Raw genomic sequence first — 24,374 nt, forward strand, 5'->3', positions numbered from 1 at the left:
TTATCGTTTACTATTTTTGTTTTTTCCGAACTTGGGTGTTATGCCGATGAATATCTCGAAATTGATGCCCGGCATGGGACGGGACAATACGGAAAGGTATTCTTCATCGAACAGGTTGTTGATGCTGCCCTTTAGCGACAGATCGGCCCATCGGAAAGAGAGCTGTTTTTCCAGTGTCACGTTATTCATGAAGTAAGGGGGCAGATAGCCCGTCAGGGTATAGTCATTACTCGACATGGTATAACGCTGGCTGTAATAACACCATTTGTAAAGCAGGCTCCATGTCCGCCATGACAGACGTCCGGTCACCGTTGCGGAAAACTCCGGCACGTATGGCAACTGTTTGCCGACGGATTGGTCTGCCGGACTCATCGGTTCGCTCTCGTTGTTCGAGGGAGTCCACGAGAAAGTTCCGTTCATATCCAGTTTCCAGTCCTTTCCGAGCATTATATCAAGGTGGGCGTTGGTCTCTGCCCCGTAAGCATGTACCTTTTTGAGGTTTCTGGGGGAGAAGAATCCCTTGGTTGTGGGTAGCCAGATGATCCAGTCGTCGATGTGCGAATCGAACCAGTTGATACCACCGCTCAAAGCATATACATTTTCTTTCCCCACCGAGAACGACAACCCCACGTCGTATGTGAAGCCGTGCTCGCTTTTCAGGTCGGGATTACCGCCCGGCAGAAAATAGAGGTCGTTCAGCGTGGGAAAACGGTAGTTCCGGGAGATGGATGCTTTCGCCACGATATTGCCTTTTTTCGACAGTACCCCGTCGATGAAGAAAGCCGGGATAACCGGGGCCCATTCCGTACCGAACATATCCTCGCGAAGGACAAGCGAGGCGGCAAAACGATCGACAGGCCGCCATTTCGCAGAAACGGAACCGGAAAACTCGACACGTCCCTTGTCATACCCGACAACAGCCTTGTTACCTTCCTGCGAGATGATATTTTTGTCCGCGCTTTCCACCAAATGCTGGTGTACGGAAACACCGGCCGTGAACAGCCATTTCTCTGAAGGAGCATAATCCCCGTCCGCACTTCCGTAGAACGTGTTAATCTTACTGCGTGAGCGGGTCATCGAAGCCATTTCGCCGTTTCCCTTGTCCCGCTTGTAATCATAGGCCATCCATGTGTGTATATAGCCGCCTTTTACACCGACCTTCCATTTCTCCCGCACGCGATCCCACGAGAGGACGCCGCGAAACGTCTGCTCCCTTTGGCGGTTCTCGAAGTCCATGTCGTTCCCGTAATCCGTGCTGAGCATCGCCAGTTCCCGGTTGGAATTGATATACCAGGCGTTTAGCCCGAACTTGTCGCCTTCGCCCGTGTTATAATAAATTTCCTGCAAGACGTGCAGATCCTTATAAGCCCCGCTGCGGTTGCGTTCCGTCGGGTAATAGGAACCGATGATGTTCTTGTCCTCGTCATAGATGTTTTCCTTCTTGTCCCGGTTTCGGTATTTGTAGTCGTTGGGGGAAGAGGAATACACCACACGGGTGGAGGACTGCCAGTGTTTGTCACCGTAGGTCAGGCGGAGAAACTCGTCGAACGTGCTGAACGACCCCACTCCCTGCACGTACTGCAACCCGAACCCTTCATGGTTGGCCGGAGAAGTGGAGAGCCTGACCAGACCACCCAAGCCGCCGCCCGTTTCGTTTACCGATGACGTTCCGTGCAGCAGCGAGGCATCATCGATAAAGTAAGAAGGGATGGTGGAAAAATCCGTCATGCCCAGCATCGGGTTGTTAATGCGCATACCATTCCACGTCACTTGGGTATGCGAGGGAGAGGTACCCCGGAAAGCCACGGTGGATAACGTGGCGCGTCCGTAGTTCTTGACAAAAACGGATGAGTTGAATGTCAGCACATCGGCCATAGACAAGGCGATGTTCTCTTTCATGGCGATGGAATCGAAACGGGTTCGTTGCACGCCTATATCCTTCATAGGTCGTTTGCCCACCACCGTAACCTCCGGAATACGTAGTACCCTTTTGGTAATGCTGACGGAATTTTTCTGCTGGGCGGCAAGCAGAAAGGGCAGGCTTACCCCCACGAACAATAGAATAAGATGTCTTTTCATTTTTGTCCTCCTTCCTCGTTATTTCCAGCAGAAAGCTCCCGGAATGATTCCCACGTAAAATTCATCGATCAGCTTGCCTTGCGGCGAATAGCGATACACGATACCTTGTTGCTGGTAATCAATAGCGTCGGCCACATATACCTCCCCGTTGTTGGGATTGACCGTAAGGCCGTAGTATTTGGTGTCCCGAAACTCCAGAAAAGGCCGGACGGGAACACGGTCGGCTTCCACCGGCATTCGCCAAATATCGTTGTTGATCCAGTAAAGTGTATCCCGTGTACCGTTGAGCTGGACTTCCGAAGGCCAGTCGCCCAGCTTAAACTTGAACTGTTTCTCTACGGTGAAAGTCTCGGCGTCTATACGATAGAGAGACGGTGCCTCGTAACCGTATGGGCTGCCCTCGTAACCGCCATCCGTGATGGTCCACATCTTGTTGTATTTGTCCATGACCAGCGAAGTAGGTTGTATGCCGATGGTCAGTTCGTCCACGACCTTGTCCGTCTCCGTGTCGATTTTCAGGATGCGGTTCTGGTACGACCAGCAGTTCACATAGACGTACTTGCCGTATTGTACCATTTGTTCGGTGGAACCCGATTCCATGTCCATGTCTGGACATTCGATATAGCCGGTAATCTCGTATGTCTTGGGGTTGATGATGAAGATACGGTAGTCCCATATCTGCGTCACATAGGCTTTCTCATCCGACAGAAAATGGATATACCGGGGTGAGGTGAAACCTGTGATACGGCCCACTTCCTTGAAAGTATTGATGTCGATGGCGAAAATCACATGCGAGTTGTTCACCACGATCCAGCCTATACCGTCCCGGATAACCATAGACTGGGCCACATCGCCCAACTTGAACCCGTTGGCACGGTAAAACACTTCATTCTCCACTTCGCACGTGGCGGGATCGTAGTAGGAAAGCGTGGCATTGCTGTACTGGAAATTCCCCTCGTTGGTAATGAAAAGACCAGAGGCCGATACAGAGAAATCTTCCATCTCTCCGTAATCCCATTTCATGCAACTGCCGAAAACTGGCAGGCAGAAAAGAAAAAGGCAAATCCGTTGTATTGTTCTGCTCATTGTCATTCGGATAAAAAAGAGTACCCGAATCATTACGGGTACTCTGGTTAAGGTATAAGGTTTAATCCTGCTGCGTATATTGTTTGTCCTTCATATTTTGGAAGGTTGGGTTATACCCACATTTCGTCACGCTCCAACTTTCCCCCGTAATCATTCCGTTTTCTATAAACTTGCCGAAGAAAGTGTAGTCGGTAAATTTCGTCAAACCGTCAAAAACAACCCCATGCAAGGTCTCCAACTTCTCCATGGAAAGTGTTTCCTGAGAAAGAAAAGTCGCACTTTTTATCTGTAGCGTACCATCTATAGTCTGTAATTTATCACAAGTAATGCCTGTTGCTTTATTAACGAACAACCCTTCACCTCCTACGTGAAGCAATTCCGGAATATCCAGCGATTTACTTTGTAAAGATATTGCTAACGAACCCTCTCCCTCTTTATAATATACAGGAGAAGCTGAACAACAAACTTTGGATAGTAAGGGCAAGTTACAACTGGTAAAATTTCCAGATAAATAGAACTGTCCTCCCACTTCTTTCAAGACTGGCATTGTGATTGAAGCAAACATGGGTATTTGGATATATCCATATCCATCTATGATTTCCAAGTCGGGAAATTTGGCATTGCTTCGCATTTGGCCTGTCACATTTAGATTTCCATATACATGTTGAATTGTCGATATGGTATAATCGATATTGTTGGTGGTTGGCTTACAAGTGAAGTCTTTGATATTCTTGAACGTGATTTCAGGGAACTTATTATTCGTGAGACTGGTGATGACAAAATTTACATTTGACAAATCTTCGGCTGTTTCAATTTTGGAGAGCTGCACCTTGTTTATAATTTCAATCTGGGGCGCTGTTTCTCCGAAGGTTTCAAATCGGGCGTTCGGCAACAGCAGTGTTCCGCTCACATCTTCAAGATAATCCAGCGTGATGCTTCCAAGTGTGGTGATCTTGCTCCAGTCGGGAAGTTGTTTGAGTGCCGTGAAATTCTTTATCTTTATCTGTCCCTTTATCGTTGTCAGTTTGTCCATTCCACCGAAAGCCTGAAGCACGTCATTTCGTTGGGGAACAAAACTACCGGTAGGAGGAGCTTCCATATTGGCTTCCATAATAATACTTCCGTTTACTGTTTCGATTTCCGGAAGGTTGATGGTTTCCAACATCACGGGGACGGTATGGAAATCAAGGCCACCGGTCTCTTTCAGCTTAAGGAAGCTCATGGAAGTCAGCTTGGCAAGATTGTTTACGGACAAGACCCCTCCGACACTTGTCAGTTCCGGTATTTCCAAAGACGCAATCGAACCGGCTGCTGTGTTCTCTTCATTGAGTCCTTGAAGATTCAGATCCTGACCTACAGTAGTCAGAACCGGAAACTCAAAACTCTGTAACGACGACGCATTGAACATCACGCTTCCTTCAATAGTTGCCAGTTTCTCGAATAGGACATACGTCACTTGGTCGTTATATACCGATATGTCTCCGGAGAGCGTTTCCAATGCTTTCATGGAAATCATGTGAAGTTCCGTAGCTTTCGAGGCGACATCGGTCGAACCTACCTGTAAACCTCCGGCAGAAACGATATTATCCAACCCTGTCAAGTCTGCACCGTTGTAACTGTTACGAATGACAATGTTGCCAGTAACCTCTTTCAAAGATGCCAATGCAGATATGTCAGTGATTTTTTCTGCCTCTTCCGCATCAGAGCCGATAATCAGGTTCCCTTTGACAACGGTTGTTTTGGTTGCGGCAAAAGAAGCTACCTCCTCGGTGGTCTTCAACTCCACATCTCCGTCAGATTCTATCTCGCTTTTCACGACCTTATAGGTATATTCGCGGGCATCTCCGTTATAGGATGTCACCCGGAAGGTTCGTTCGTTATCCCAGTCCGTTACCGTTTCAGGATCAGGTATGATTGTTGCAGAAGTTGTGTACTTGAATTCCACTTCGGCGTTGTTCAGCGATACCGTATAGGGAACGGTTATTGTTACTGTATTGTCCGTAATGTCGGCCGTGTACGATTTCCCGTCCACGGTCATCACGACCGATGTGATGAAATTTTCATCTGCATCTTCAGGTATAATTTCATCGTTTTTGTCACACGCTCCCAAAAAGAACAAGGATAGGAGCATGGGAAGAAAATAAATTTTCATACTTGTAATTTTTATTATTTGGTTAGATCCTCAAAAGAAAATACCTCCGTAGAAACTTCGCCCAGCCAGCCGCTTTTGGCCAGAACACCGCATTGTATTTTGATAAAGTCAATATATTGCAGATTGGCTTCCGTTCCATCGGCATGGATGGCATTGGAAATTTTGAAACCGTTCCTTTGTCCGCTTCCATCCACCGTACTGCCGCCTTCTATCTGGTCGTTTCCGAAATTATCCACGTACCCCCAGTCATAACTCTGATTATCCCAATAACCGGTTTGAGAATCTTGGGTGTTGCGGGCGGCCAGACAAGTGCCTGTCAGGGTATAACTGTTTTCCGAAATCCAAGCCGGATAATAATAGTCTTGTGTATGATAAGCGGACAGATAGTCTACCCAGCCGTTTCTACCGTCGGAACTGATCCATTGGACATCCATTTTTTTGCCTTCCGGACGGTAATAGGTCACTTCAAAATTCTGTATTGTTTCTTCCTTGCCTGCTTCAGATCCTTTCAGTTCGTACCACTCGTCATCCGGCAATCCGTTTCCGTTTATATCTTGCATGACCCATACGATACCCGGTTCGGAACTGCCGTCAAAGGCGTTCCCCTGAACACAGAAATCATATTGGTTACCCGAATTGGGAATACTGTGGTCGAAGCCGACGATGATATAACCCCCGAAAGAACCTAAAGAGACGTGCAGTTTGTCTTTCAAACGCTGTGTTGCCCATGCGACAGCCGCTTCAGGGGATGTTTCGTTGCCGGTCATACCGCCTATCGTGCTCGTCTCGTTGATAAATTGGCCGGGAGCTGGGGTATATTCATAGACTTTATTCCAGAGCTTGGAACTTCCCGAAGCCCGGAAGCCGTCTTGTTCCTTTTTGTCCACACAAACGACTTTTACGGTGGCAGTGACAGCCGTTTTCCCTTTGTCGATATTCCTGCTTATTTTTTCCGTCGGTGTGTCTTCCGACACAGTACAGGAGACGGTGTATTCTCCGGGTGCGGACGGCGTGAACTTGAACATGCGTTCCACTTCTCCTTCCATGACCTGACCGTCCACACTCCACTCAAAACGGGGATTGTCGAAATACTCCAACAACGGACGCAGGAAAACAGGACGGTCGGCAAAAGTGTACCTGTCCGTGGATGTTTGCAGGTAAGACGGGGTCGGGAATTTGACAACGTAGGGCATCGTTTCCACGACCTCTACGCTTACGTCTTTCGTTGTTGTCCCATCTATATTGGAAGCGTTGATTGTCACCGTATAAACACCGAGTTCTTTTTCATTGAAAGTATAAGTATTCTCGGTGGAAACGATTTTTCCTTCCCGTACCCATTCGATTTTGAACCCTTCGACATCCGAATGCTGAATATCGGGAGTAAATGTGTAATCGGTATTCCGGACGACTTTTAGCCCCTGCGAAGGTAGTGCCAGTGAGATGACCGGAGGGGTGAGTTCTTTCACTTCTACTTTCAGTTCCTCTTCGGCATAGCCTTCCGCATTGTCTACTCTTAGTTTGACATAAAAATCCCCGCATTCATTCCATGTACGTTGAAGAGACGGACCCGAAGAAACCAGCGTACCGTCTATCGTCCAAGCAAAAAGAGCATCTTCAACATTCTGGTATGTCGGGGCGATAGTCAATTCGTGATCGACCTTGACAGTGTAAATACCGGTCTCGCTGTCAAGTTCTATTATAGGTTGTCCTCCTACTTCTTCGGTAATGACTTCATCCTTGTTGCAGGAGGTGAACAGCATACAGGCAGAAATAATAAAATAGTGAAAACGATGCATGATGTGTGGATTTTAGAAAAATAACAGGGATACCCCCGACAGAAGGGATATCCTTGTATTCTTTTTATTGTATGGTGATATCATCAATACAGATATAAGCCGGAGTATTCAAACCGTATGCTCCCGAATCCGAACCCTCGAAGTTGAATTTCACACTTTGCACCCCTTCGGCATTGATTTCCCAATAATCCCATGTCGTGATAGGATCAACCTGTTGTTGGCCGTTACGATAATCGGCTAAAAGACGTTTGTAAGTGCGGATCAGACCGCCATTCGCATCATAACATTCCAGATTCACTTGGAAATACCCTTTCATCTCTTTCAGAGGAGTCGCTACCCCCGTAGAACCGAACTGATTACCATAAGTAATGACACCATAAGTGTATGAGGTGTTGCAGATCCACAGGCCGACCAATTTCCGGGGAACATTGAAATAAAATTCTGGTTTAGCCATCCATGCCTGATTGTAAGCATCCACATATCCGTAAACGACACCGAAATTGGAACCGCTGTGCCCGGCTTCCTTATTCTGTCCTTCCGCTTCCACCGCAGTGTTATAGACAGAACATTGGTTTAGATAAGAATACCACCAGTCTCCGGTATTTCCCGACTGATTGGAGCGGATGTTCCAGTTGGAAAGTGCGATGCCGCCGCTGGAATACTCTGTGCTTCCACCTACAGTATTAAACATTGAAAGGAAGAGATATTCTTCCGGAGTATTGTCGTAAATGGTGGTTACTTGAGGATACCCTTGGTACGAATAAAGATTTTCTCCGGCCGAGGTAGGTCCTGCTAACATGCCGGGATCGAAATCATCGAAAGTGATAGTTAAAGTACCGTCCGGATTTGTCACAGCACGGGTTTGCGAAGTTCCGGAATCAACCGGGTCCATCAAAAAGTCATCGTCCGAACTACAGCCAGAGAACAAGGCGGTTGCGGTAAATAGACAGGCACCTGCCAGAAAGCGTAATTTTCTTTTCATAGGTCACTCATTTTAATGTAAAACATATTATTAACAAACACAAAAAATTCCCGTTCGTGCGGACTTACACGAACGGGAATATGTCTGTCTTCAAATATTGAATGGCCGATGAGCTATTCCTTATTTGATTACGACCCGTATATCCCGCAGGTGTAAATCTCATTCCGGTCATGGCAGGTCTTCTGACTCGTCCCGGTCATCGTGCCTTCCCGGTATTACACCAGTGGCAAAAGTTCGATGTCCGTTTTTGTGGACTCACAGCAGCGGGTACTGTCCCGGATTTTCACCGGGTTCCCTTTTCATTCGGAAGGCGTAAACCTCCCGAAACCATTTCCCGACTGCAAAATTATCTATATTACATATCAATTCCAAATAATTCATAATATTTATAATAAAACACACAAAGCATGACAACCGTACCGTTTTAATTAGAGCATTCAAGTTTACGACAAACGAAGACGGTAATTATCATACACAATATCCATAAACCAACAAAACAGCTTGCCATTTTCCATAACAATGCGTTCTGGAATAGATAACTGTTAGCTGCAATTATGCAAGCAAAAAAAGCAGACAGAATAATGACTATTAATATCATGCACCAGAAATTAATCCTATAAATTTATGGAAAACAAGTAAGGGAATGGAAGTTCCGTTGCCGCATGGATGCAGGTGAAGGACCTTCTCTTTTAACGTTGGATACGCCAATGCACGCCAACGGAAGACTCTGATATTATCTGTTTGGAAAGGATATAGGATGTGCGTTACTTTGTCGCATATTCAGAATCTTAAAAAGAATTTTAGTATGGAACTGACAATTATTGAAACAAGCGCGTATTAGGAGTTGAGAAAGCTGGTCAGCACGCTGGTCGTACAGATGGGCGACTTCCAGAAAAAGATTGCCCCGCCTGCGCCGGACAAGTGAATGGATGCGCAGGACGTATGTGATGGACTTATGCCCAAACACTTTCTGAAGAGTTTCCAGCAGCATCCCCTTGAGTATGGCCAGAACGGCAAATGCGTGGCGTCCGATGTGCGGGGTGACCTCGCCCCGGAGTTGCATTTCCTGCCTATGATTCCAAGACTGAGCCGCATGGCATTGTATTCACCTACCGGAAAGACACATTCGGGGAGTCTTTCTTTTCATCCGTACCCCTATATTTTTCAATCAGTTCGATAGCAATGGGCAATAATTTTACGACATACGCCACTCCCGTTTTTATACGGTTACCCATCAGCCATGTACCGCCGTCGGAGTCGGTATGGATATTATCGTATGTTATGGCTTTCAAGTCCACATAGGAAAGACCGGTGAAGCACATGAACAGGAACATGTCGCGCATGGCACGCTGGCGTTTGTATCTCGGTTCTATATGGATTATCCTTTGCAGTTCCTCTTCGGAAAGGAAAGAACGCCTCTTGTATTCGGGCATACACTCGAATGATGCGAACGGATGAACCCGTATCCAGCCTTTTTCCTGCGCGATATACATCAGCCACTTCAAGGTATTGACACGCCCGAAGACAGTGGAGTTTGCCAAAGCGCATGTACCGAGCATCCAGTTGTAGTAATCCTCGATGAATGATTTCTCAAGTTCTTCGATGACAATATCCTCTGCATTCTTCTTGCTTTTCATGAAAAGCAGGAGACTCTTGTAATCGGCAACCAGACCGCAGTAGGTGCTTTCGGCTTTCTCTATGCCGATTTTCTTTTTATACGGTTCCAGCTGTTCCCTGAAAAGGTTCATAAGGGTGTGGCATTCCTCTGAGAAGCCGACATAGCGGTTATAGACTTTCTTGGCTGTAACAAAACTGTCGTGGTCGCAGATGTACTGGTAGTGCCTGGTGATTTGCGCCTTGATATTGTCAAGCTCCTGATTGAGTGTACGGGCCTCCTCGGACTTGCCTTTGGCCCGGTTGGTTTTGACGTCCCACAAAGCGAGGGACACTTCTTTCTTACAACTGAAACCGGCTTGGGTTCCATTGATGGTGATACGGCCCATAATCGGTGTCTTTCCGTTTTTTACAGACTGTTTATTCTCAAAACACTTAGCTATACATGGTCTGCGATAAGCTAAGAGAGATTCCCCTTACACAAAAGCATGGCATCTCCTTGTCGTATCTCGCCTTTATACTTTTATGTATAGTAGTCTACCGGATCGAATGAACAAGACCTATCCCATACATAAACCAATTTAGACTGCTATGTTATTTTTGAGGAAGAAGATGGAATGAGACCAGATACCCTCTTTAAGGCTGACTGTAAGTCGATTAAATGTAGAAAAAGATTGCTTTTGTCACAAGTAAAGTGTATATTTGCATTGAAAGAATCGTTCTTTGACAGAGGCAAAAGAAAACAGAATATTGTAATTCGCTCGTTTCTAAATCGTTACCTGATATTAATTAAACAGAAATAACTGTTTAATTTTCAATTAGATAGAGATTGTATGATGTTTCGCCATGTGGATCGTCGGATTGAACGACAGACCGGCATGTCTGGCAACATGACGTAACGACATGTTCAGTGTTTTATAAGTGCCTTTAAGCGGAAAAACCTTCTCGCTTGTGCGATATGTATCCTTATAACGCTTGTAGAGCATTTCAGCGGCGGGAAGCAGTTTGACCCGGAACTGCGTACCTGTTTTCTGGCGCCTGTCGATAATCCAGCGCTCTCCGTTATCGTCCGTATGGATGTCCGCGTGGGTGAGTTTCACTACGTCCGCATGGCTCAGGCCCGTGAAGGCGCAGAAGACGAAGGCATCCCGGTTGATGCCTGTCCGATAGTTGGGGAGCCTGACATCCATGACAGCCTGCAATTCCGAAGCCGAGAGGTAGCGACGTTCCGAGTACTCCGGCCTGACGTAGAAACCTGCGAAAGGATCGGTGGGAATCCAGCCGTTCTTATACGCCGTGTAGGTCATCAGCTTCAGTTTCTTGATAGTCGAATGGATCGTCCCGGAACGCATCCCTTGTACCGAGGAGAGGTAGACTACAAACTTTTCGATGAAATCCCGCTTCAGCTCTTTGAAAGGAATATCTTTTACACGGTATTCGTATTCGAGGAAAGAGGCAAGCCGGTTACGGCGTTTGCGGTAATTGTCATAGCTCGAATAGGCGCGGTCTTTGCCCACACGTTTGAGGAACCCTGCAAGGTATTCGTCGAAGGTCTGCAACAGCAGGCGGCAGTCGTCGCCCATACCGAGGAAGGCGTTGCGGACTTTTTCGGCCGTAACATACGAATCACGGTCGCAGAGCCGCTGGTACTGCTTGCCGATATTGGTCTTGATATTTTCCAGTTTTTCATTGAGACGCTGAGCTTCGAGGCTCTTACCGGAAGCCTTGTTCGCCTTGGCATCCCAAAGGGTGGAGCGAACGGTGAGTTTGCAGCTGAACTGCGACATCGTACCATTAATCGTGATACGACCCATGACGGGAACCTGACCATGTTTTTCCGACTGCCTTTTCACGTAGAAAAAGACTTTGAAAGTGCTGCGTTGCATGATAACCTGAACTTTGTGGATTTGTTAAACGTTAAGTCAGGTTATTTGTTATGCGGAAATCCAACACAATAAGCTGAAAACAAGCACTTTAGTGTAAATCAAAGCATTTCGGGCAGGTAACGGATAAGTAACACAACTCACCGTTAATCCTGCCCGATTCTGCAATTTTATTGCTCGGAACAGATGCAGAACAGGGAATTAAATACCTGTAAACATGATATTTACTCTTTTCTGCATATTCGTTTACCTACAAATACCGAACCCGGCGGGTCCGCTGTTTTCAATTCGACCGAAGCCGTCCACGGATTGCCCCCCCCGAAAGTTCCGTCGTTTTTGATCAGCGAGGCATACATCGTAAAAACGGGACGAATGGAGCATACGTCATCCATTCGTCCCGTTCGGGGGGATGATTGCGGCGGATGCGCCGCAATCATCGAAAATTACAGCCGGCGCGAACCGTCGGAGATCACGACGTCGTAAACCTTCGGTTCGTGGCCGTATTTGGCGTTGAACTTCTCCTTGGCCGTGGCGATGAAGTTGTCGTAAAGTTCGTCCTTCACCAGGTTGATCGTGCAGCCGCCGAAGCCGCCGCCCATGATGCGCGAACCCGTCACGCCGCACTCCTCGGCGACCTCCGCCAGGAAGTCCAGCTCCTCGCACGACACTTCGTAGTCCTTCGACATGCCCCAGTGGGTCTCGTACATGCGCTTGCCGACCGTCTCGTAGTCGCCCTTTTCGAGCGCTTCGCATACGTCCAGAACGCGCTTCTCCTCGCCGATCACATAGCGGGCGCGCTTGTAGTCCTCCTCCGAAATCCGATCCTTGACGGCCTCGAGCTGCTCCATCGTGGCGCCGCGCAGGAACTCCTGCCCCAGCACTTTCGCAACGCGCTCGCAGGAAGCGCGGCGGTCGTTGTACGGAGAGCCTACCAGTTCGTGCTTCACGCGCGAATCCAGCAGAACCAACTTATAGCCCTTCGGGTCGAACGGGAAGTAGGCGTATTCCAGCGAACGGCAGTCCAGACGGATCAGGTTGCCCTTCTTGCCGAACACCGAGGCGAACTGGTCCATGATGCCGCAGTTCACGCCGCAGTAGTTGTGCTCGGTCGACTGACCGATCTTCGCCAGTTCGAACTTGTCGATACCGCAGTTATAGAGGTCGTTCAGCGCAAAGGCGTAGGTTGATTCCAGCGCTGCCGACGACGACATGCCGGCGCCCAGGGGCACGTCTCCGGCAAACACCGTGTCGAAACCGCCGATCTTGCCGCCGCGCTTCTGAATCTCGCGGCAGACGCCGAAGATGTAGCACGCCCAGCTCTCGGCCGGTTTGTCCGCCTCGTTCAGACCGAACTCCGAGCTTTCGCCCAGGTCGAGCGCATAAGCGCGCACCTTGTCCGTGCCGTTGAGCCGGATCGCCGCGACAATACCCTTATCGACCGCCCCCGGGAAGACGAAGCCCCCGTTGTAGTCCGTATGCTCGCCGATCAGGTTGATGCGGCCCGGAGAGGCGAACAGGATGGCTCCTTCGCCGTAAAGTTCATTGAATTTCTTGCTGACTTTTTCTTTCATGGCTCTTATTTTGTGGTTTTAAGTTTGAGTATCCGGATTCGGATTGCACGAAGATAGGAAAAAAATCCGTGACGCCCGGCATAATTTCGTTTCAATTAACAATAAAAATCGACCATTTCATGCCCGGAATCCCCGAAAACGGCTGCGGCGACATCCTTATGCAAACGAAAGTTTTGCCTTCCTTTCGACTTGTAAATCCGGAAATGTTTGCTACCTTTGTAATGGTTTCGTTTCAGAAGTCACCAACTAACATTTCAAACGATATGACAAAAAACCTCATTTTGGCCGCCGCCATGCTGTTAGCAGGAGGCGCCGTCGCAGCCCAACCCAAGGTAATCGCACACCGCGGTTACTGGACAGCCCCCGAATCGGCGCAGAACTCGATCGCTTCGTTCACGAAAGCCGACGCCATCGGTGTCTTCGGCTCGGAAATCGACGTATGGCTCACCGCCGACGACAAACTGATCGTCAACCACGACCGCATTTACAAAGGCACGGACGTCAACATGGAGAAAGCCACCGCCAAGGAGATCACGGCCATCGTGCTGCCCAACGGCGAGAACATCCCCACGTTCGACGCCTACCTGAAACTCGTCGCCTCGAAACCCGACACGCGCCTGATTCTCGAAATGAAGTCGCTTTCGGATTACAACCGCGAAGACCTCGCCGCCAAAAAGATCGTCAAGCAGCTCAAGAAATACGGCGTGCTGGACCAGACGGAGATCATCGCCTTCTCGATCAACGCCTGCATGGCATTCAAGAAGCTCATTCCCGACACCAAAATCTACTACCTCAACGGCGACCTGGCTCCCAAGAGCATCAAGAAACTGGGGCTGGCCGGCATCGACTACTCGATGAAGGTGCTCCGCAAAAACCCCGAATGGGTGAAGCAGGCGCACGATCTGGGTCTCGAAGTCAACGTCTGGACCGTGGATTCGGAGGAGGACATGAAGTATTTCATCGGGCTGGGCGTGGACTACATCACCACCGACTACCCCGAGCGGCTGCAAGCCCTGCTGAAATAACGACCGGCCGATTCGTCAGACAGCCGCTAAAGATATGTATAAAAAAGCGCTACTGATGCTGGGATTGCTGAGCCTCGGGCCAGGAGATGCGGTCATTGCACAAACAGACATTGTAAACATCCCGGAGGCGTTCTGGGAGTCGGGATTTGTTCTCAACGGTTGCAAAATCGAATTTCCCTGCAAACTTATCGACCTGATGCAGACCTCGAATTATAAAAGCGGCTCAGTCAACACCAAAATTCCTCCTACCGGCGAAAACGAATTTTGGGCCGTAACTTTAACCAACGGGAAGGGAGAGAGAATCGAGGCTACGCTATTCAACCCCACGGCGCAGGAACTCGATGAAGCCGACTGCCTTGTAAACAGCATCAGCATCGGACCGCGTTCCGATAATTGGCACAATATCTCGGACTTTGCCGTTTTCGGTTTAAAGAGTAAGACGGCCACGCGGGAAGAGGTCGTCCAGGCGATCGAGAAATATTGCGGCGCACCTGCATACGTCATCGAAACTCCGAATGCGGATTATTACCAATTTTATGATAAAAAGCCTACGGTAGCTAATCCGGCACATTGGACAAATATCAAAATAGAGATCACGATTTCCAAAATGAAAGACACGTATAATGAAAAAATGATAGGATTCGACTTCCAACATGCAGGTGACTTTTACCGTAAACCGGAACCGAAATGATAAACCGTGCCGAACCTCTATTTTTCGCTTAACCTGAAAGCGGCCGTGATGTTCACGGCCGCTTTTTTATGATTCCACGTTCGGGGAAGAATGGCATATCAGACATCCACCACCGTCACCTCGATGCCGCGTTCACGCAGACGCTCCAGATAGAGGGGCTGCACACCGCTGTCGGTGATGATTCGGTCGACAGCCTCCAGATCGCAGATCTTGCTGAACCCGCGGCGGCCGAATTTCGACGAGTCGGCCAGCACCACGACCTTCTGCGCGGCATTGATCATCGCATCGTTCAGCGAGGCTTCGAGCACGTTGGTCGTCGTCAGTCCGAACTCCGTGTCGATACCGTCCACGCCTACGAACAGTTTGCTGCAATTGAAATTGCGGAGCATCGCCTCGGCAAAGGGCCCCACGACCGACACCGAACTGCTGCGGGTGATGCCGCCCAGCTGGAGGACATCCACATCGGCGTGCTGCGAGAGGATCTGGGTCACGGGAACCGCAGCCGTGATGACCGTCAGGTGGCCGACGGGCTTGATCTCCCGGGCCAGGAAAGCCATCGTCGTTCCCGAAGCGATGATGATCGAATCGTCCTGCGAAATCAGCTCCGCAGCGGCCGCGCCGATGGCCCGCTTCTCGGCCACGTTCTTCTTCTCCTTTTCGTTGACATGACGGTCGCTGATATAGGGACTTATGAGGATGGCGCTGCCATGGGTGCGGTAGAGCTTCTTCTGCTGTTCGAGGTAGGACAGGTCCTTGCGGATGGTCACTTCCGAAACCTTGAAAAGTTCGGAGAGCTGTGTCACCGAAATCGAGCCGTTCTGCTGCAACAGCGACAAAATACGGCTGTGCCGTTCCGGAAGGCTCAAAAGTGGTTCTTCACCTGGTTTGTTCATGCGCAATTAAAATTTTAAAGTTTTGAGAGACTAATATACGAAAAATATTCGAAACACGAACATTCCGCCGCGATTATTTTCCCTCCCGCAAGAAATTGCATGCCCGATCAGAATATTTCAAATTAAAAGGTTTTTTATTTTGAAATCGCCGAAATGATTTGTACTTTTGTTCCGAAACGAAATCAATCATCAAACCGATATTTATGGAAAGAGCATCACAAATCAAAAAGTTGTCCGACAAGGGCAAAATCTGGGACATGGTAGTCGTAGGCGGCGGTGCGACCGGACTCGGCGTCGCGGTGGATGCAGCCACGCGCGGCATGAGCGTAGCCTGCCTGGAGAAGACCGACTTTGCGAAATGTACGTCGAGCCGTTCGACCAAACTCGTGCACGGCGGCGTGCGCTACCTGCAAAAGGGCGACGTGATGCTGGTGCTTGAAGCGTTGCGCGAGCGCGGCCGCATGAAGGCCAACGCCCCGCATCTGGTGAAGGACCAGGCGTTCGTCATTTCGAACTACCGCTACTGGGACAATTTCCTTTACTTCTGCGGCCTGACCTTCTACGATCTGCTCTCGTTCGGCTTCGGCTACGGACGTTCGAAGTACATCTCCGCCAAGAAAGTGATGAAATACATCCCCACCTCGGTCGAAAAGGGGCTGAAGGGCGGCGTGGTCTACCACGACGGACAGTTCGACGACTCGCGCATGGCCATCAACCTCGCCCAGACCTGCGTCGAGAACGGCGGCACGGTCGTCAACGAGGCCACCGTGACGGGCATCCTGCACAATGAGGCGGGCAAGGTCGCCGGCGTGAAGTTCGTCGACAACACCACCGGCGAGGAGTATTCGATCAAGGCGCGCAGCGTCGTGAACGCCGCCGGCTGCTTCGTCGACGACATCATGCACATGGACAGCCCCGAACACCGCAAGATGGTCACCCCGAGCCAGGGCGTGCACCTCGTGCTGGACATGAAATTCCTGCAGAGCGACTATGCGATCATGGTTCCCAAGACCTCGGACGGCCGCGTGCTGTTCGCCGTGCCCTGGCACGACAAGGTCGTGGTCGGAACGACCGACATCGTGCGCCCCACCCCGGAGGAGGAGCCGCGTCCGCTGAAGGAGGAGATCGACTTCATCCTCGGCACCGCGGGACTCTACATGAACCCGGCGCCCACCTACAAGGACATCCTCTCGGTATTCGCGGGTCAGCGTCCGCTGGCGGCGCCCAAGAAGGAGGGCAAGAACACGAAGGAGATTTCGCGCAGCCACAAGGTCATCACCTCGGACAACGGTCTGGTGACGATCACCGGCGGCAAGTGGACCTCCTACCGCCTGATGGCCGAGGACACGGTGGACAAGGCCATCGAAGTAGCGGGACTTCCCCGGCGCAAGTGCGTGACCAAGAAATTCCACATCCACGGCTACCGCAAGAATCCCAACCTCGCCGACCATATGTACGTTTACGGTTCGGACGAGCCGAAGATCCTGAATCTGATCAAGGAAAACCCGGCGCTGGGCGAAAAGCTCTCTCCGAAGTTCGGCTACACGCTTGCCGAGGTGGTTTGGGCCGTGCGCGAGGAGATGGCCCTCACGGTCGAGGACGTGCTGGCGCGCCGCGTGCGGCTGCTGTTCGTCGACGCCCGCGAGGCGATGGCCGCCGCCCCGAAGGTCGCCGAAACGATGGCCCGCGAACTGGGCCGCGACCAGGCATGGATCGATGCGCAGGTCGAAAGTTTCACGAAGATGGCGAAAAATTATATCTTTGAAGCTTAAACGGACTTTAACCCAAGCTTAAAATGTTCAATTTTTTTAATCCTCCGGCTCCCAAACCGAGGCTCTCCCAGGACAAAATCCCGGCCAAATACGCGCAGATGCGTCTGCGCGTATTTTTGGGTGCGTTTCTGGGATACGCAGCCTACTATCTGGTGCGCAAGAATCTTTCGCTCGCAGCGCCAGGCATGATCGAGTCGGGACTCCTCGACAAGGCCAGCGTAGGACTCGCGGGTTCGGCGATCTCGATCGCCTATGCCTTCAGCAAGTTCATCATGGGCAGCCTTTCCGACCGTTCCGACGCACGCAAGTTCCTTGTCGTAGGACTTATTCTCTCATCGTTGCTGATGATTTGCACGGGACTGATCCCTTACAGCCACACAAATCCCGGCATCAACGTAGGCATTATCTTCGGTCTGATGCTGCTGGTGGGCTGGCTTTCGGGCATGGGATGGCCTCCCTGCGGGCGTATCATGGCCCACTGGTTCTCCCAGAACGAACGCAGTTTCAAAATGTCGGTATGGAATACGTCGCACACGATCGGCAGTGGCTCGCTGGGACTGCTCGTAACCGCCGGAATCGCCATCTTCGCCATGCTGGGATGGGGCGACACGTGGCGTGCAGCCTTCATCTTCCCGAGTTGCGTGGCGCTTCTTCTGGCCGTTTTCTGTTGGTGGGCGCTGCGCGACACGCCCCAGGCCTGCGGGCTGCCTCCCATCGACGAATACCGCAACGATTACTCGGCGGTAAAGGCCGCCAAGGGAGAAGAACAGAAAATCCCCTTCAAAAAACTCTTCGTCGACTACATTTTCAAGAACAAGATTCTCTGGCTCATCGCCCTGGCCAACGCTTTCGTCTATCTGGTGCGTTACGGCATTAGCGACTGGGCGCCGGTCTACCTGCAGGAGATGAATATCATGGATGCCTCGCAGAGCAACCTGGCCTTCTCGCTGCACAACTACGCGGGCGTCCCCGGAACGATCATCTGCGGATGGATCTCGGCCAAATTCTTCAAGGGACGCTGCGCCCCGGCCAACGTGATCTACATGGTGTTGGTGCTGATCGGCATTCTGGTCTATTGGAAAGCCGCTCCCATTGCCCAGTCGCTGGCTGAAATCTTCGGCGGCGACCCTGCCGCCATCGGCCGCACGGTCGTCTACACGGCGCTCTGCGAAATCGGGTTCTGCATCTACGGTCCCGTGGCGCTGATCGGCATTCAGGCGCTGAACCTCGTGCCGAAGAATGCAGCCGGAACGGCCGCAGGATTCGTCGGGTTGTTCGGCTACCTGTTCGGCGACGCCGTGCTGGCGAAAATCGTCATGGGTTCGGTCGCCAACGACAACTCGCTGGGATGGAACGCCACCTTCTGGATGTTCATTGTCGCCAGCCTGCTTGCCACGGCATTCTGCGCCACAACCTGGAAACGCGAGAAACAGGCTCTCTCCCGATAGAAAATTCCCGCTAACGAATCGTGAAAGCCCTTAACTCCCGGTTAAGGGCTTTTTCACGCCCTCCGACCAGACGGTCGACCAAGGCATGGAAACGGGGCGAATGGTCGTGGTGAACCGTGTGGCAGAGTTCGTGGACGATCACATAGTCGCGCAGGTGCTCCGGAAGAGTCATCAGAAAGAGGCTCAACGAGATGTGGTTGCTCCCCGAGCAACTCCCCCACTTCGTGCGCGAGGCGCGGATCGAAAGTTTTTCGTACTTCAGGCCCGTCGCCTCCGACAGCCGCCCGATGCGGCCCGGCAGGTCGGCTTTCGCCGCACGGCGCAGCTCCTCGATACGGGCTTTCCGCTCCTCGGGCGGCAACTGCGAAGGTAGGGATGCCCGCTTGCGGGCGAGCCGTTCGCGCGCCGCCCCGATCCATTCCGCTTTTTGCTCCAGAAAATCCAAAGCCCGTTTTTGCGGCACCCCGCAGGGGAACGAAAGCCGCACGGCGCCCGTGGCGCGCACCGAAATCGAAATGCGGCGGGCGCGCACGGTCTGCGAGAGGGTCACCTCGCCCAGCCGGGGATGCACATAGAGGGAGGTCATCGCATCAGCACAGCATTGATCGCCATTCCCTGTATTACAACGGCAGAATCCGTACGTTCCAACTTAATATTTTCGAACAGAATCCGGCAACGGTCATCGCGGTAATCCAACAGCCGCAGCAACTGCTCCGGCGCAGGCTCGCACGCTTCGGCCGGATCGAATCCACTCCTTTCCAGCTGGCGTTCCAGCAAATCCCGACAGGAAATCCGGTACACGGCACACTCCTCCCCCAAAAACAGACGAAGCGTATCGTTGCTGACATCATAACTATGATCGTTGTACCAGTTCCGGAGATTCGTATAATAATGCGGATATTCCGCATTTACCTCGAACCGGACATTAACGGGCGCCTCCAGTTCAATAATATTGGTATCGACACATGTATCGACACAGCTCCAATCATAGCCCCACCTCACGTAATCGCGCATCGCTTCGGGGAAAATCGCGGCCAGATCGTCGAGGTCCTTCACGCCGAAACGGGCGAAAGCCGCGCTGTCGCGGCGGATATAGTCGAGCGACTCGTAGAGTTTCCGGTACTCCTTCTTATAAACGGTATCGGCCAGCGGCATCGGCGTCAGCAGCAGCCGTCCGTCCCCGCCGAGGCGTCCGAGCCGCTCCGCCACCCGCTCCGCGCGCTGCGTCTGCGACTGCACGGCGATACGCTCCGGCTCGAGGAAGGGAACGTAAGCCAGCGCGGCGAAGCTCACCCATGCCGCAAGACACACCCACAGGTAACGGCCCGTACGCTGCGAAAGGAACAACAGCACGCAGAGGGTCATCAGACCGCCGCACACCACGAGGTAGACGCGCGGTTCGGTCAGGCCGTATTCGTTCGTGCGGCGTACCACGCCGATCCAGAACAGCGTCAGCACGGGCAGCGACACAAGGCTGAAACGGTCGAAAAACCAGTCGTAAATCCGTTTTTCAAGCAGCCGCCCCAGCGCCTTCACGGCCAGCGCCGTCATCGTGAACCCGAAGACCAGATAGGCCACGCCGCCCTCGGGCAGCGTCCACGTGACGAGGATTTTGGCCATGTAGAGGTAGAGGATTGCGGCGTAGATCAGCAGCGCGGGGGTCACGATGTAGTTCAGCAGCATTTCGAGGATGCGGCTGCCGCGCAGTTCGGCGTCCCGCCAGCGGTCGGCCATCATCAGGAACAGCAGCGGCACGGCCAGCGTCTCGCAGATCGTCACGGCCCACACCGCGACGTGTTCGATCCACGCTCCGTCGAGGCCGAAGATATAGGTCGCCGAATAGAGTATCGCATAGAACAGCCCCAGCGCGACATTGGCGAACAGCAGGGCCAGCGCACCCGAGCGCAGCCAGACGAGCGCGCCGTTGACGAACCGGTCGTTGCGCACGGCCCGCAGGCTCAACAGCAACAGCAGCGGCGCCAGTATGCCGAGCGAAATGCGGAAAGACGCGCTTTCGATCCAGTCGCCGAGACCGCTCCAAAGCGTCAGCGGCACGATCGGCGCCCACACGACCCAATAGACTTTCCGCCACGGTCCGCGCCCCGCCAGGTTGTTGACGGCAAGCGCCAGAGCGAAGAACAGCGGCACGAGGCCAAGTCTATTAAACAATTCCTCCTCGCTCCAGTCGAGTTCGTAGGTGAGCAGGCACCGGATGCAGGCGTAGAGCGCCAGGAGCGTTTCGACCGGGTACGACCGCACGACCCGCACGGCCCCTTCGCGGAGCCAGCGCAGGCAGTATTCGAGTTTGGCTTTCACAGAATTATGATTTTGATTATCGGCTTTGCATATTCGTTCGTCATGGCGAGGCATCGTCAGATGCCGCGGCCATCTGCGGAGAGTGTCGTAACGCCGCAAGGATTGCCGCGTCGCTGCGCTCCCCGCAATGGCGGGACTCCGTCTCCTCCTTTCAGTTCTCCGGCCCGATGCGCTGGCGCACGACCTCGAACAGCATCACGGCCGCCGCGGCCGAGACGTTGAGCGACTCGATGTGACCGATCAGCGGAATGGCCAGCTGTTCGTCGCAGAGCTTGAGCACCTCTTTCGAGATGCCCGTATCCTCGGCGCCCATCACGATCACCGTAGGACGGCGGAAATCGGCATCGTAGAGCAGTTTGCGGCTCTTCTCCGTGGCGGCCACGACCTGAAAGCCCTCCGCCTGCAATGCCTTGAGCGTATTGCGGACCGAGCCGACGCGGCACACCGGAATCGTCGTCAGCGCACCGGCCGACGAGCGGATCGCCTCGGCGTTCACGGGCGCCGAGTTCTTCAGCGGCGTGATCAGCCCGTGCGCCCCGGCGCACTCGGCCGAGCGGGCGATGGCCCCGAAATTCCGCACGTCGGTCACCCCGTCGAACAACACCACGAGCGGCGTCTCGTCTTCGGGCACGCGTTCCAGAATGTCGGTCAGCTGCACATACTCGATGGCCGCGGTCTGCGCCACGACGCCCTGGTGGTTGCCGCGCGTCAGGCGGTTGAGCTTCTCGACCGGAACCTCCTGATAATGCAGACGGTGGCGCATGCAAAGATCTTTCAGCTCCTGCATCAGCTGCCCTTCGGCGCCCTTGCGGATGTAGAGTTTCTCGATCTGCTTTCCGGCCTCGATCGCTTCGGCCACGGGACGAATCCCGAAAATAAGGTTGCTATCCATAGTTAGGTATATTTGCTTTGTTCGTTCTTCGCCATTCCCGATTTCCGATTATCGCGGAGCATATTTTGAGTTTCGCGAGTCAGGCAAGGCAGGAGCATACTCCACGTATGTGACTGTCTCGACCGGCGAGGGAAGTTCGAAAGGTGCCCGAGAGAATTGGGAATCACTCGTTTTCGATGATTTCCAGTTCATACGACGCCTTCTCCCACTCGTGCATCTGGTGGTCGTAACGGGTTTTCAGTTCGTTGTAAGCCTTGTAGTCGGCCTCGTTGTATTCGGTCGCGGCGGCGAACCGCGCATCGTACTCCGCGATCCGCTTCTCGATGTCGGCCAGCTCCGCCTCGATCGTCTCCACGACCTTTTTCGCTTTGCGCAGCTGCTTCTCCTGCTCCTTCCTCTGCTCGTAGGAGAGCTTTCCGGATACGGCCGGCTTCGGTTCGTCGCCTTTCGCAGGCATTTTGGCCGGAGCGTCGCGCCGCTCGATCTCCTGCAACGACTCCAGCTTGCGCTTTTCGAGGAAATAGTAGATGCCGCCCAGATACTCCTTCACCCCGCCGTCGCGGAACTCGTAGACCTTCTCGACCATGCCGTCGAGGAATTCGCGGTCGTGCGACACCACGACCACCGTGCCGTCGTACTTCATAATGGCGTTCTTGAGGATGTCCTTCGAGCGCATGTCCATGTGGTTCGTCGGCTCGTCCAGCACCAGCAGGTTGCGCGGTTCGAGCATCATGCGGGCCATCGCCAGACGCGCCCGCTCGCCGCCCGAGAGGACCTTGACCTTCTTGTCGATGTCCTCGCCGCGGAACAGGAACGCCCCCAGAATGTCGCGCAGGCGGGTCCGGATGTCGCCCACGGCCACACGGTCCAGCGTGTCGTAGACCGTGAAATCGCCGTCCATCAGATCGTCCTGATTCTGGGCGTAATAGCCGATATTGACGTTCGCCCCGAGGCGCACCGACCCTTCGGTGGGCGTCAGCTGGCCGATCAGCATGCGTGCGAGGGTCGTCTTGCCCTCGCCGTTGCGGCCTACCAACGCAATCCTGTCGCCCTTCTCGATGACGAAATTCGCGCCGCTGAAGACATGTTTCTCGCCGAACGACATGCCGGCCTCGCTGATCTCCGCGACGATCTGCCCCGAGCGGGGCGCGGGCGGGAACTTGATGTTGAGCGTGGCGAGGTCCTCTTCCTCGATCTCGAGACGGTCCAGCCGCTCCAGCTGCTTGATGCGCGACTGCACCTGGTTCGACTTGGTGGGTTTGTAACGGAATTTCTCGATGAACTCCTCGGTCTTCTCGATCATCCGCTGCTGGTTCTCGTAGGCCGCCATCTGCTGCGCCCGCCGCTCGGCGCGCAGGACGACGTATTTCGAATAGGAGACCTTGTAATCGGTGATCTTGCCCAGCGACAGTTCGACCGTGCGGTTGGTGACGTTGTCCAGAAAGGCGCGGTCGTGCGAAATGAGCAGCACCGCGCCGTTGTAATTCCGGAGATACTCTTCGAGCCACTGAATCGACTCGATGTCGAGATGGTTCGTCGGTTCGTCCAGCAGGAAGATCGAGGGCCGCCTGAGCAGCAGTTTCGCCAGCTCGATACGCATGCGCCAGCCGCCCGAGAACTCGCTCGTGGCGCGCCCGAAATCCGACCGTTTGAACCCGAGGCCCAGCAGCGTCTTCTCGATGTCCGCGTCGCGGGTCTCGCCGCCGAGGATATGATAGTGGTCCTGCGCGTCGTTCAGACGGTGCAGGAGCTGTTCGTATTCGGAGCTTTCGTAGTCGGTGCGCTCGGCGATCTCGCGCGTCAGGGCCTCGATCTCGGCCTCGAGCCGCAACACCTCCTCGAAGGCCTTGGCGGTCTCCTCCGCGAGCGTCGTGGTGTCCGCCACGCGCATCGTCTGCGGCAGGTATCCGATCGTGCAGTCGCCGTTGAGCGTCACGGCGCCCGACGTGGGCTGCTGTTCGCCCGTGATGATGCGCAGGAGCGTGGTTTTGCCCGCTCCGTTCTTGCCCACCAGTCCGATGCGGTCCTTCGGGTTGATCAGGAACGAAATATTGTCGAAAAGGGTCCAGCCCCCATAACTGACGGTAAGGTTGTCTAATGAAATCATGGCGAATCTAAAAACACCGCAAAGTTAGCGATTTAATCCGACATATCGTATCTTTACGGTCCCGAAA

Annotated in this window: 18 protein-coding genes and 1 riboswitch; of the genes, 4 read left to right on the plus strand and 14 right to left on the minus strand. The window is 52.8% G+C overall.

The annotated features are described in order from the left end of the window. The 9 genes from NQ492_RS02275 to galK all read right to left on the minus strand — a co-directional run bounded on the left by NQ492_RS02275 (position 1) and on the right by galK (position 13,163). Positions 1 to 2,079 (minus strand): TonB-dependent receptor plug domain-containing protein, encoded by a 2,079-nt coding sequence (locus tag NQ492_RS02275; protein WP_044054402.1) that lies wholly within the window; start codon positions 2,077 to 2,079, stop codon positions 1 to 3. 18 nt (positions 2,080 to 2,097) lie between these two features. Next, positions 2,098 to 3,198: a YncE family protein gene (locus tag NQ492_RS02280; RefSeq protein WP_004293828.1), complete on the minus strand. Its 1,101-nt coding sequence runs from the start codon at positions 3,196 to 3,198 to the stop codon at positions 2,098 to 2,100. A 28-nt stretch (positions 3,199 to 3,226) separates the two neighbouring features. Beyond that, positions 3,227 to 5,317 carry a receptor L domain-containing protein gene (locus NQ492_RS02285; protein ID WP_015547186.1) on the minus strand — a complete coding sequence of 697 codons (2,091 nt, stop codon included), beginning with the start codon at positions 5,315 to 5,317 and terminating at the stop codon, positions 3,227 to 3,229. Between the two features lie 14 nt (positions 5,318 to 5,331). Beyond that, positions 5,332 to 7,113, minus strand: coding sequence for a PKD-like domain-containing protein (locus NQ492_RS02290; RefSeq protein WP_004293827.1), 1,782 nt, complete (start codon positions 7,111 to 7,113; stop codon positions 5,332 to 5,334). A 64-nt stretch (positions 7,114 to 7,177) separates the two neighbouring features. Further along, positions 7,178 to 8,095: a DUF4465 domain-containing protein gene (locus tag NQ492_RS02295; protein ID WP_007567599.1), complete on the minus strand. Its 918-nt coding sequence runs from the start codon at positions 8,093 to 8,095 to the stop codon at positions 7,178 to 7,180. A 155-nt stretch (positions 8,096 to 8,250) separates the two neighbouring features. Then, positions 8,251 to 8,442: riboswitch (cobalamin riboswitch) on the minus strand. A 386-nt stretch (positions 8,443 to 8,828) separates the two neighbouring features. Next, positions 8,829 to 9,158: a site-specific integrase gene (locus NQ492_RS16185; RefSeq protein ID WP_004289226.1), complete on the minus strand. Its 330-nt coding sequence runs from the start codon at positions 9,156 to 9,158 to the stop codon at positions 8,829 to 8,831. A gap of 46 nt (positions 9,159 to 9,204) precedes the next feature. After that, positions 9,205 to 10,098, minus strand: a complete 894-nt coding sequence (locus tag NQ492_RS02300) for a phage integrase SAM-like domain-containing protein (RefSeq protein WP_004289225.1) — start codon at positions 10,096 to 10,098, stop codon at positions 9,205 to 9,207. 429 nt (positions 10,099 to 10,527) lie between these two features. Further along, positions 10,528 to 11,595, minus strand: coding sequence for a site-specific integrase (locus NQ492_RS02305; protein ID WP_259873651.1), 1,068 nt, complete (start codon positions 11,593 to 11,595; stop codon positions 10,528 to 10,530). A 440-nt stretch (positions 11,596 to 12,035) separates the two neighbouring features. After that, complete coding sequence (galK, locus tag NQ492_RS02310; protein WP_015547187.1) at positions 12,036 to 13,163, minus strand: galactokinase; 1,128 nt, start codon at positions 13,161 to 13,163, stop codon at positions 12,036 to 12,038. 263 nt (positions 13,164 to 13,426) lie between these two features. On the opposite strand from galK, the gene NQ492_RS02315 reads away from it, so the two are divergent. Both NQ492_RS02315 and NQ492_RS02320 read left to right on the plus strand, forming a co-directional pair. After that, the gene (locus NQ492_RS02315; RefSeq protein ID WP_015547188.1) at positions 13,427 to 14,188 is read left to right on the plus strand and encodes a glycerophosphodiester phosphodiesterase family protein; all 762 of its coding nucleotides are present in this window, start codon (positions 13,427 to 13,429) and stop codon (positions 14,186 to 14,188) included. A gap of 55 nt (positions 14,189 to 14,243) precedes the next feature. Continuing rightward, entirely contained in the window at positions 14,244 to 14,879 is a 636-nt protein-coding gene (locus NQ492_RS02320; RefSeq protein ID WP_022062311.1) for a hypothetical protein, read from the plus strand. A gap of 98 nt (positions 14,880 to 14,977) precedes the next feature. Here the strand turns inward: NQ492_RS02320 and NQ492_RS02325 are convergent, their stop codons facing one another. Next, the gene (locus NQ492_RS02325; RefSeq protein ID WP_044054406.1) at positions 14,978 to 15,772 is read right to left on the minus strand and encodes a DeoR/GlpR family DNA-binding transcription regulator; all 795 of its coding nucleotides are present in this window, start codon (positions 15,770 to 15,772) and stop codon (positions 14,978 to 14,980) included. Between the two features lie 203 nt (positions 15,773 to 15,975). On the opposite strand from NQ492_RS02325, the gene NQ492_RS02330 reads away from it, so the two are divergent. Both NQ492_RS02330 and NQ492_RS02335 read left to right on the plus strand, forming a co-directional pair. Next, positions 15,976 to 17,544: a glycerol-3-phosphate dehydrogenase/oxidase gene (locus NQ492_RS02330; RefSeq protein ID WP_015547190.1), complete on the plus strand. Its 1,569-nt coding sequence runs from the start codon at positions 15,976 to 15,978 to the stop codon at positions 17,542 to 17,544. 23 nt (positions 17,545 to 17,567) lie between these two features. Beyond that, the gene (locus tag NQ492_RS02335; protein ID WP_015547191.1) at positions 17,568 to 18,992 is read left to right on the plus strand and encodes an MFS transporter; all 1,425 of its coding nucleotides are present in this window, start codon (positions 17,568 to 17,570) and stop codon (positions 18,990 to 18,992) included. Between the two features lie 10 nt (positions 18,993 to 19,002). Here the strand turns inward: NQ492_RS02335 and NQ492_RS02340 are convergent, their stop codons facing one another. The 4 genes from NQ492_RS02340 to abc-f all read right to left on the minus strand — a co-directional run bounded on the left by NQ492_RS02340 (position 19,003) and on the right by abc-f (position 24,307). Then, positions 19,003 to 19,578, minus strand: coding sequence for a M48 family metallopeptidase (locus NQ492_RS02340; RefSeq protein WP_015547192.1), 576 nt, complete (start codon positions 19,576 to 19,578; stop codon positions 19,003 to 19,005). Beyond that, positions 19,575 to 21,308, minus strand: coding sequence for a DUF4153 domain-containing protein (locus NQ492_RS02345; protein WP_044054407.1), 1,734 nt, complete (start codon positions 21,306 to 21,308; stop codon positions 19,575 to 19,577). Before NQ492_RS02345 ends, NQ492_RS02340 begins: the two co-directional genes overlap by 4 nt. A gap of 151 nt (positions 21,309 to 21,459) precedes the next feature. Next, positions 21,460 to 22,200, minus strand: a complete 741-nt coding sequence (gene rlmB, locus NQ492_RS02350; protein WP_015547193.1) for a 23S rRNA (guanosine(2251)-2'-O)-methyltransferase RlmB — start codon at positions 22,198 to 22,200, stop codon at positions 21,460 to 21,462. Positions 22,201 to 22,363: 163 nt separating this feature from the next. Beyond that, positions 22,364 to 24,307 carry a ribosomal protection-like ABC-F family protein gene (abc-f, locus tag NQ492_RS02355; protein WP_015547194.1) on the minus strand — a complete coding sequence of 648 codons (1,944 nt, stop codon included), beginning with the start codon at positions 24,305 to 24,307 and terminating at the stop codon, positions 22,364 to 22,366. Positions 24,308 to 24,374 lie beyond the last annotated feature (67 nt).

It is taken from the genome of Alistipes shahii WAL 8301, from assembly GCF_025145845.1.
Classification (GTDB): Bacteria; Bacteroidota; Bacteroidia; order Bacteroidales; family Rikenellaceae; genus Alistipes; species Alistipes shahii.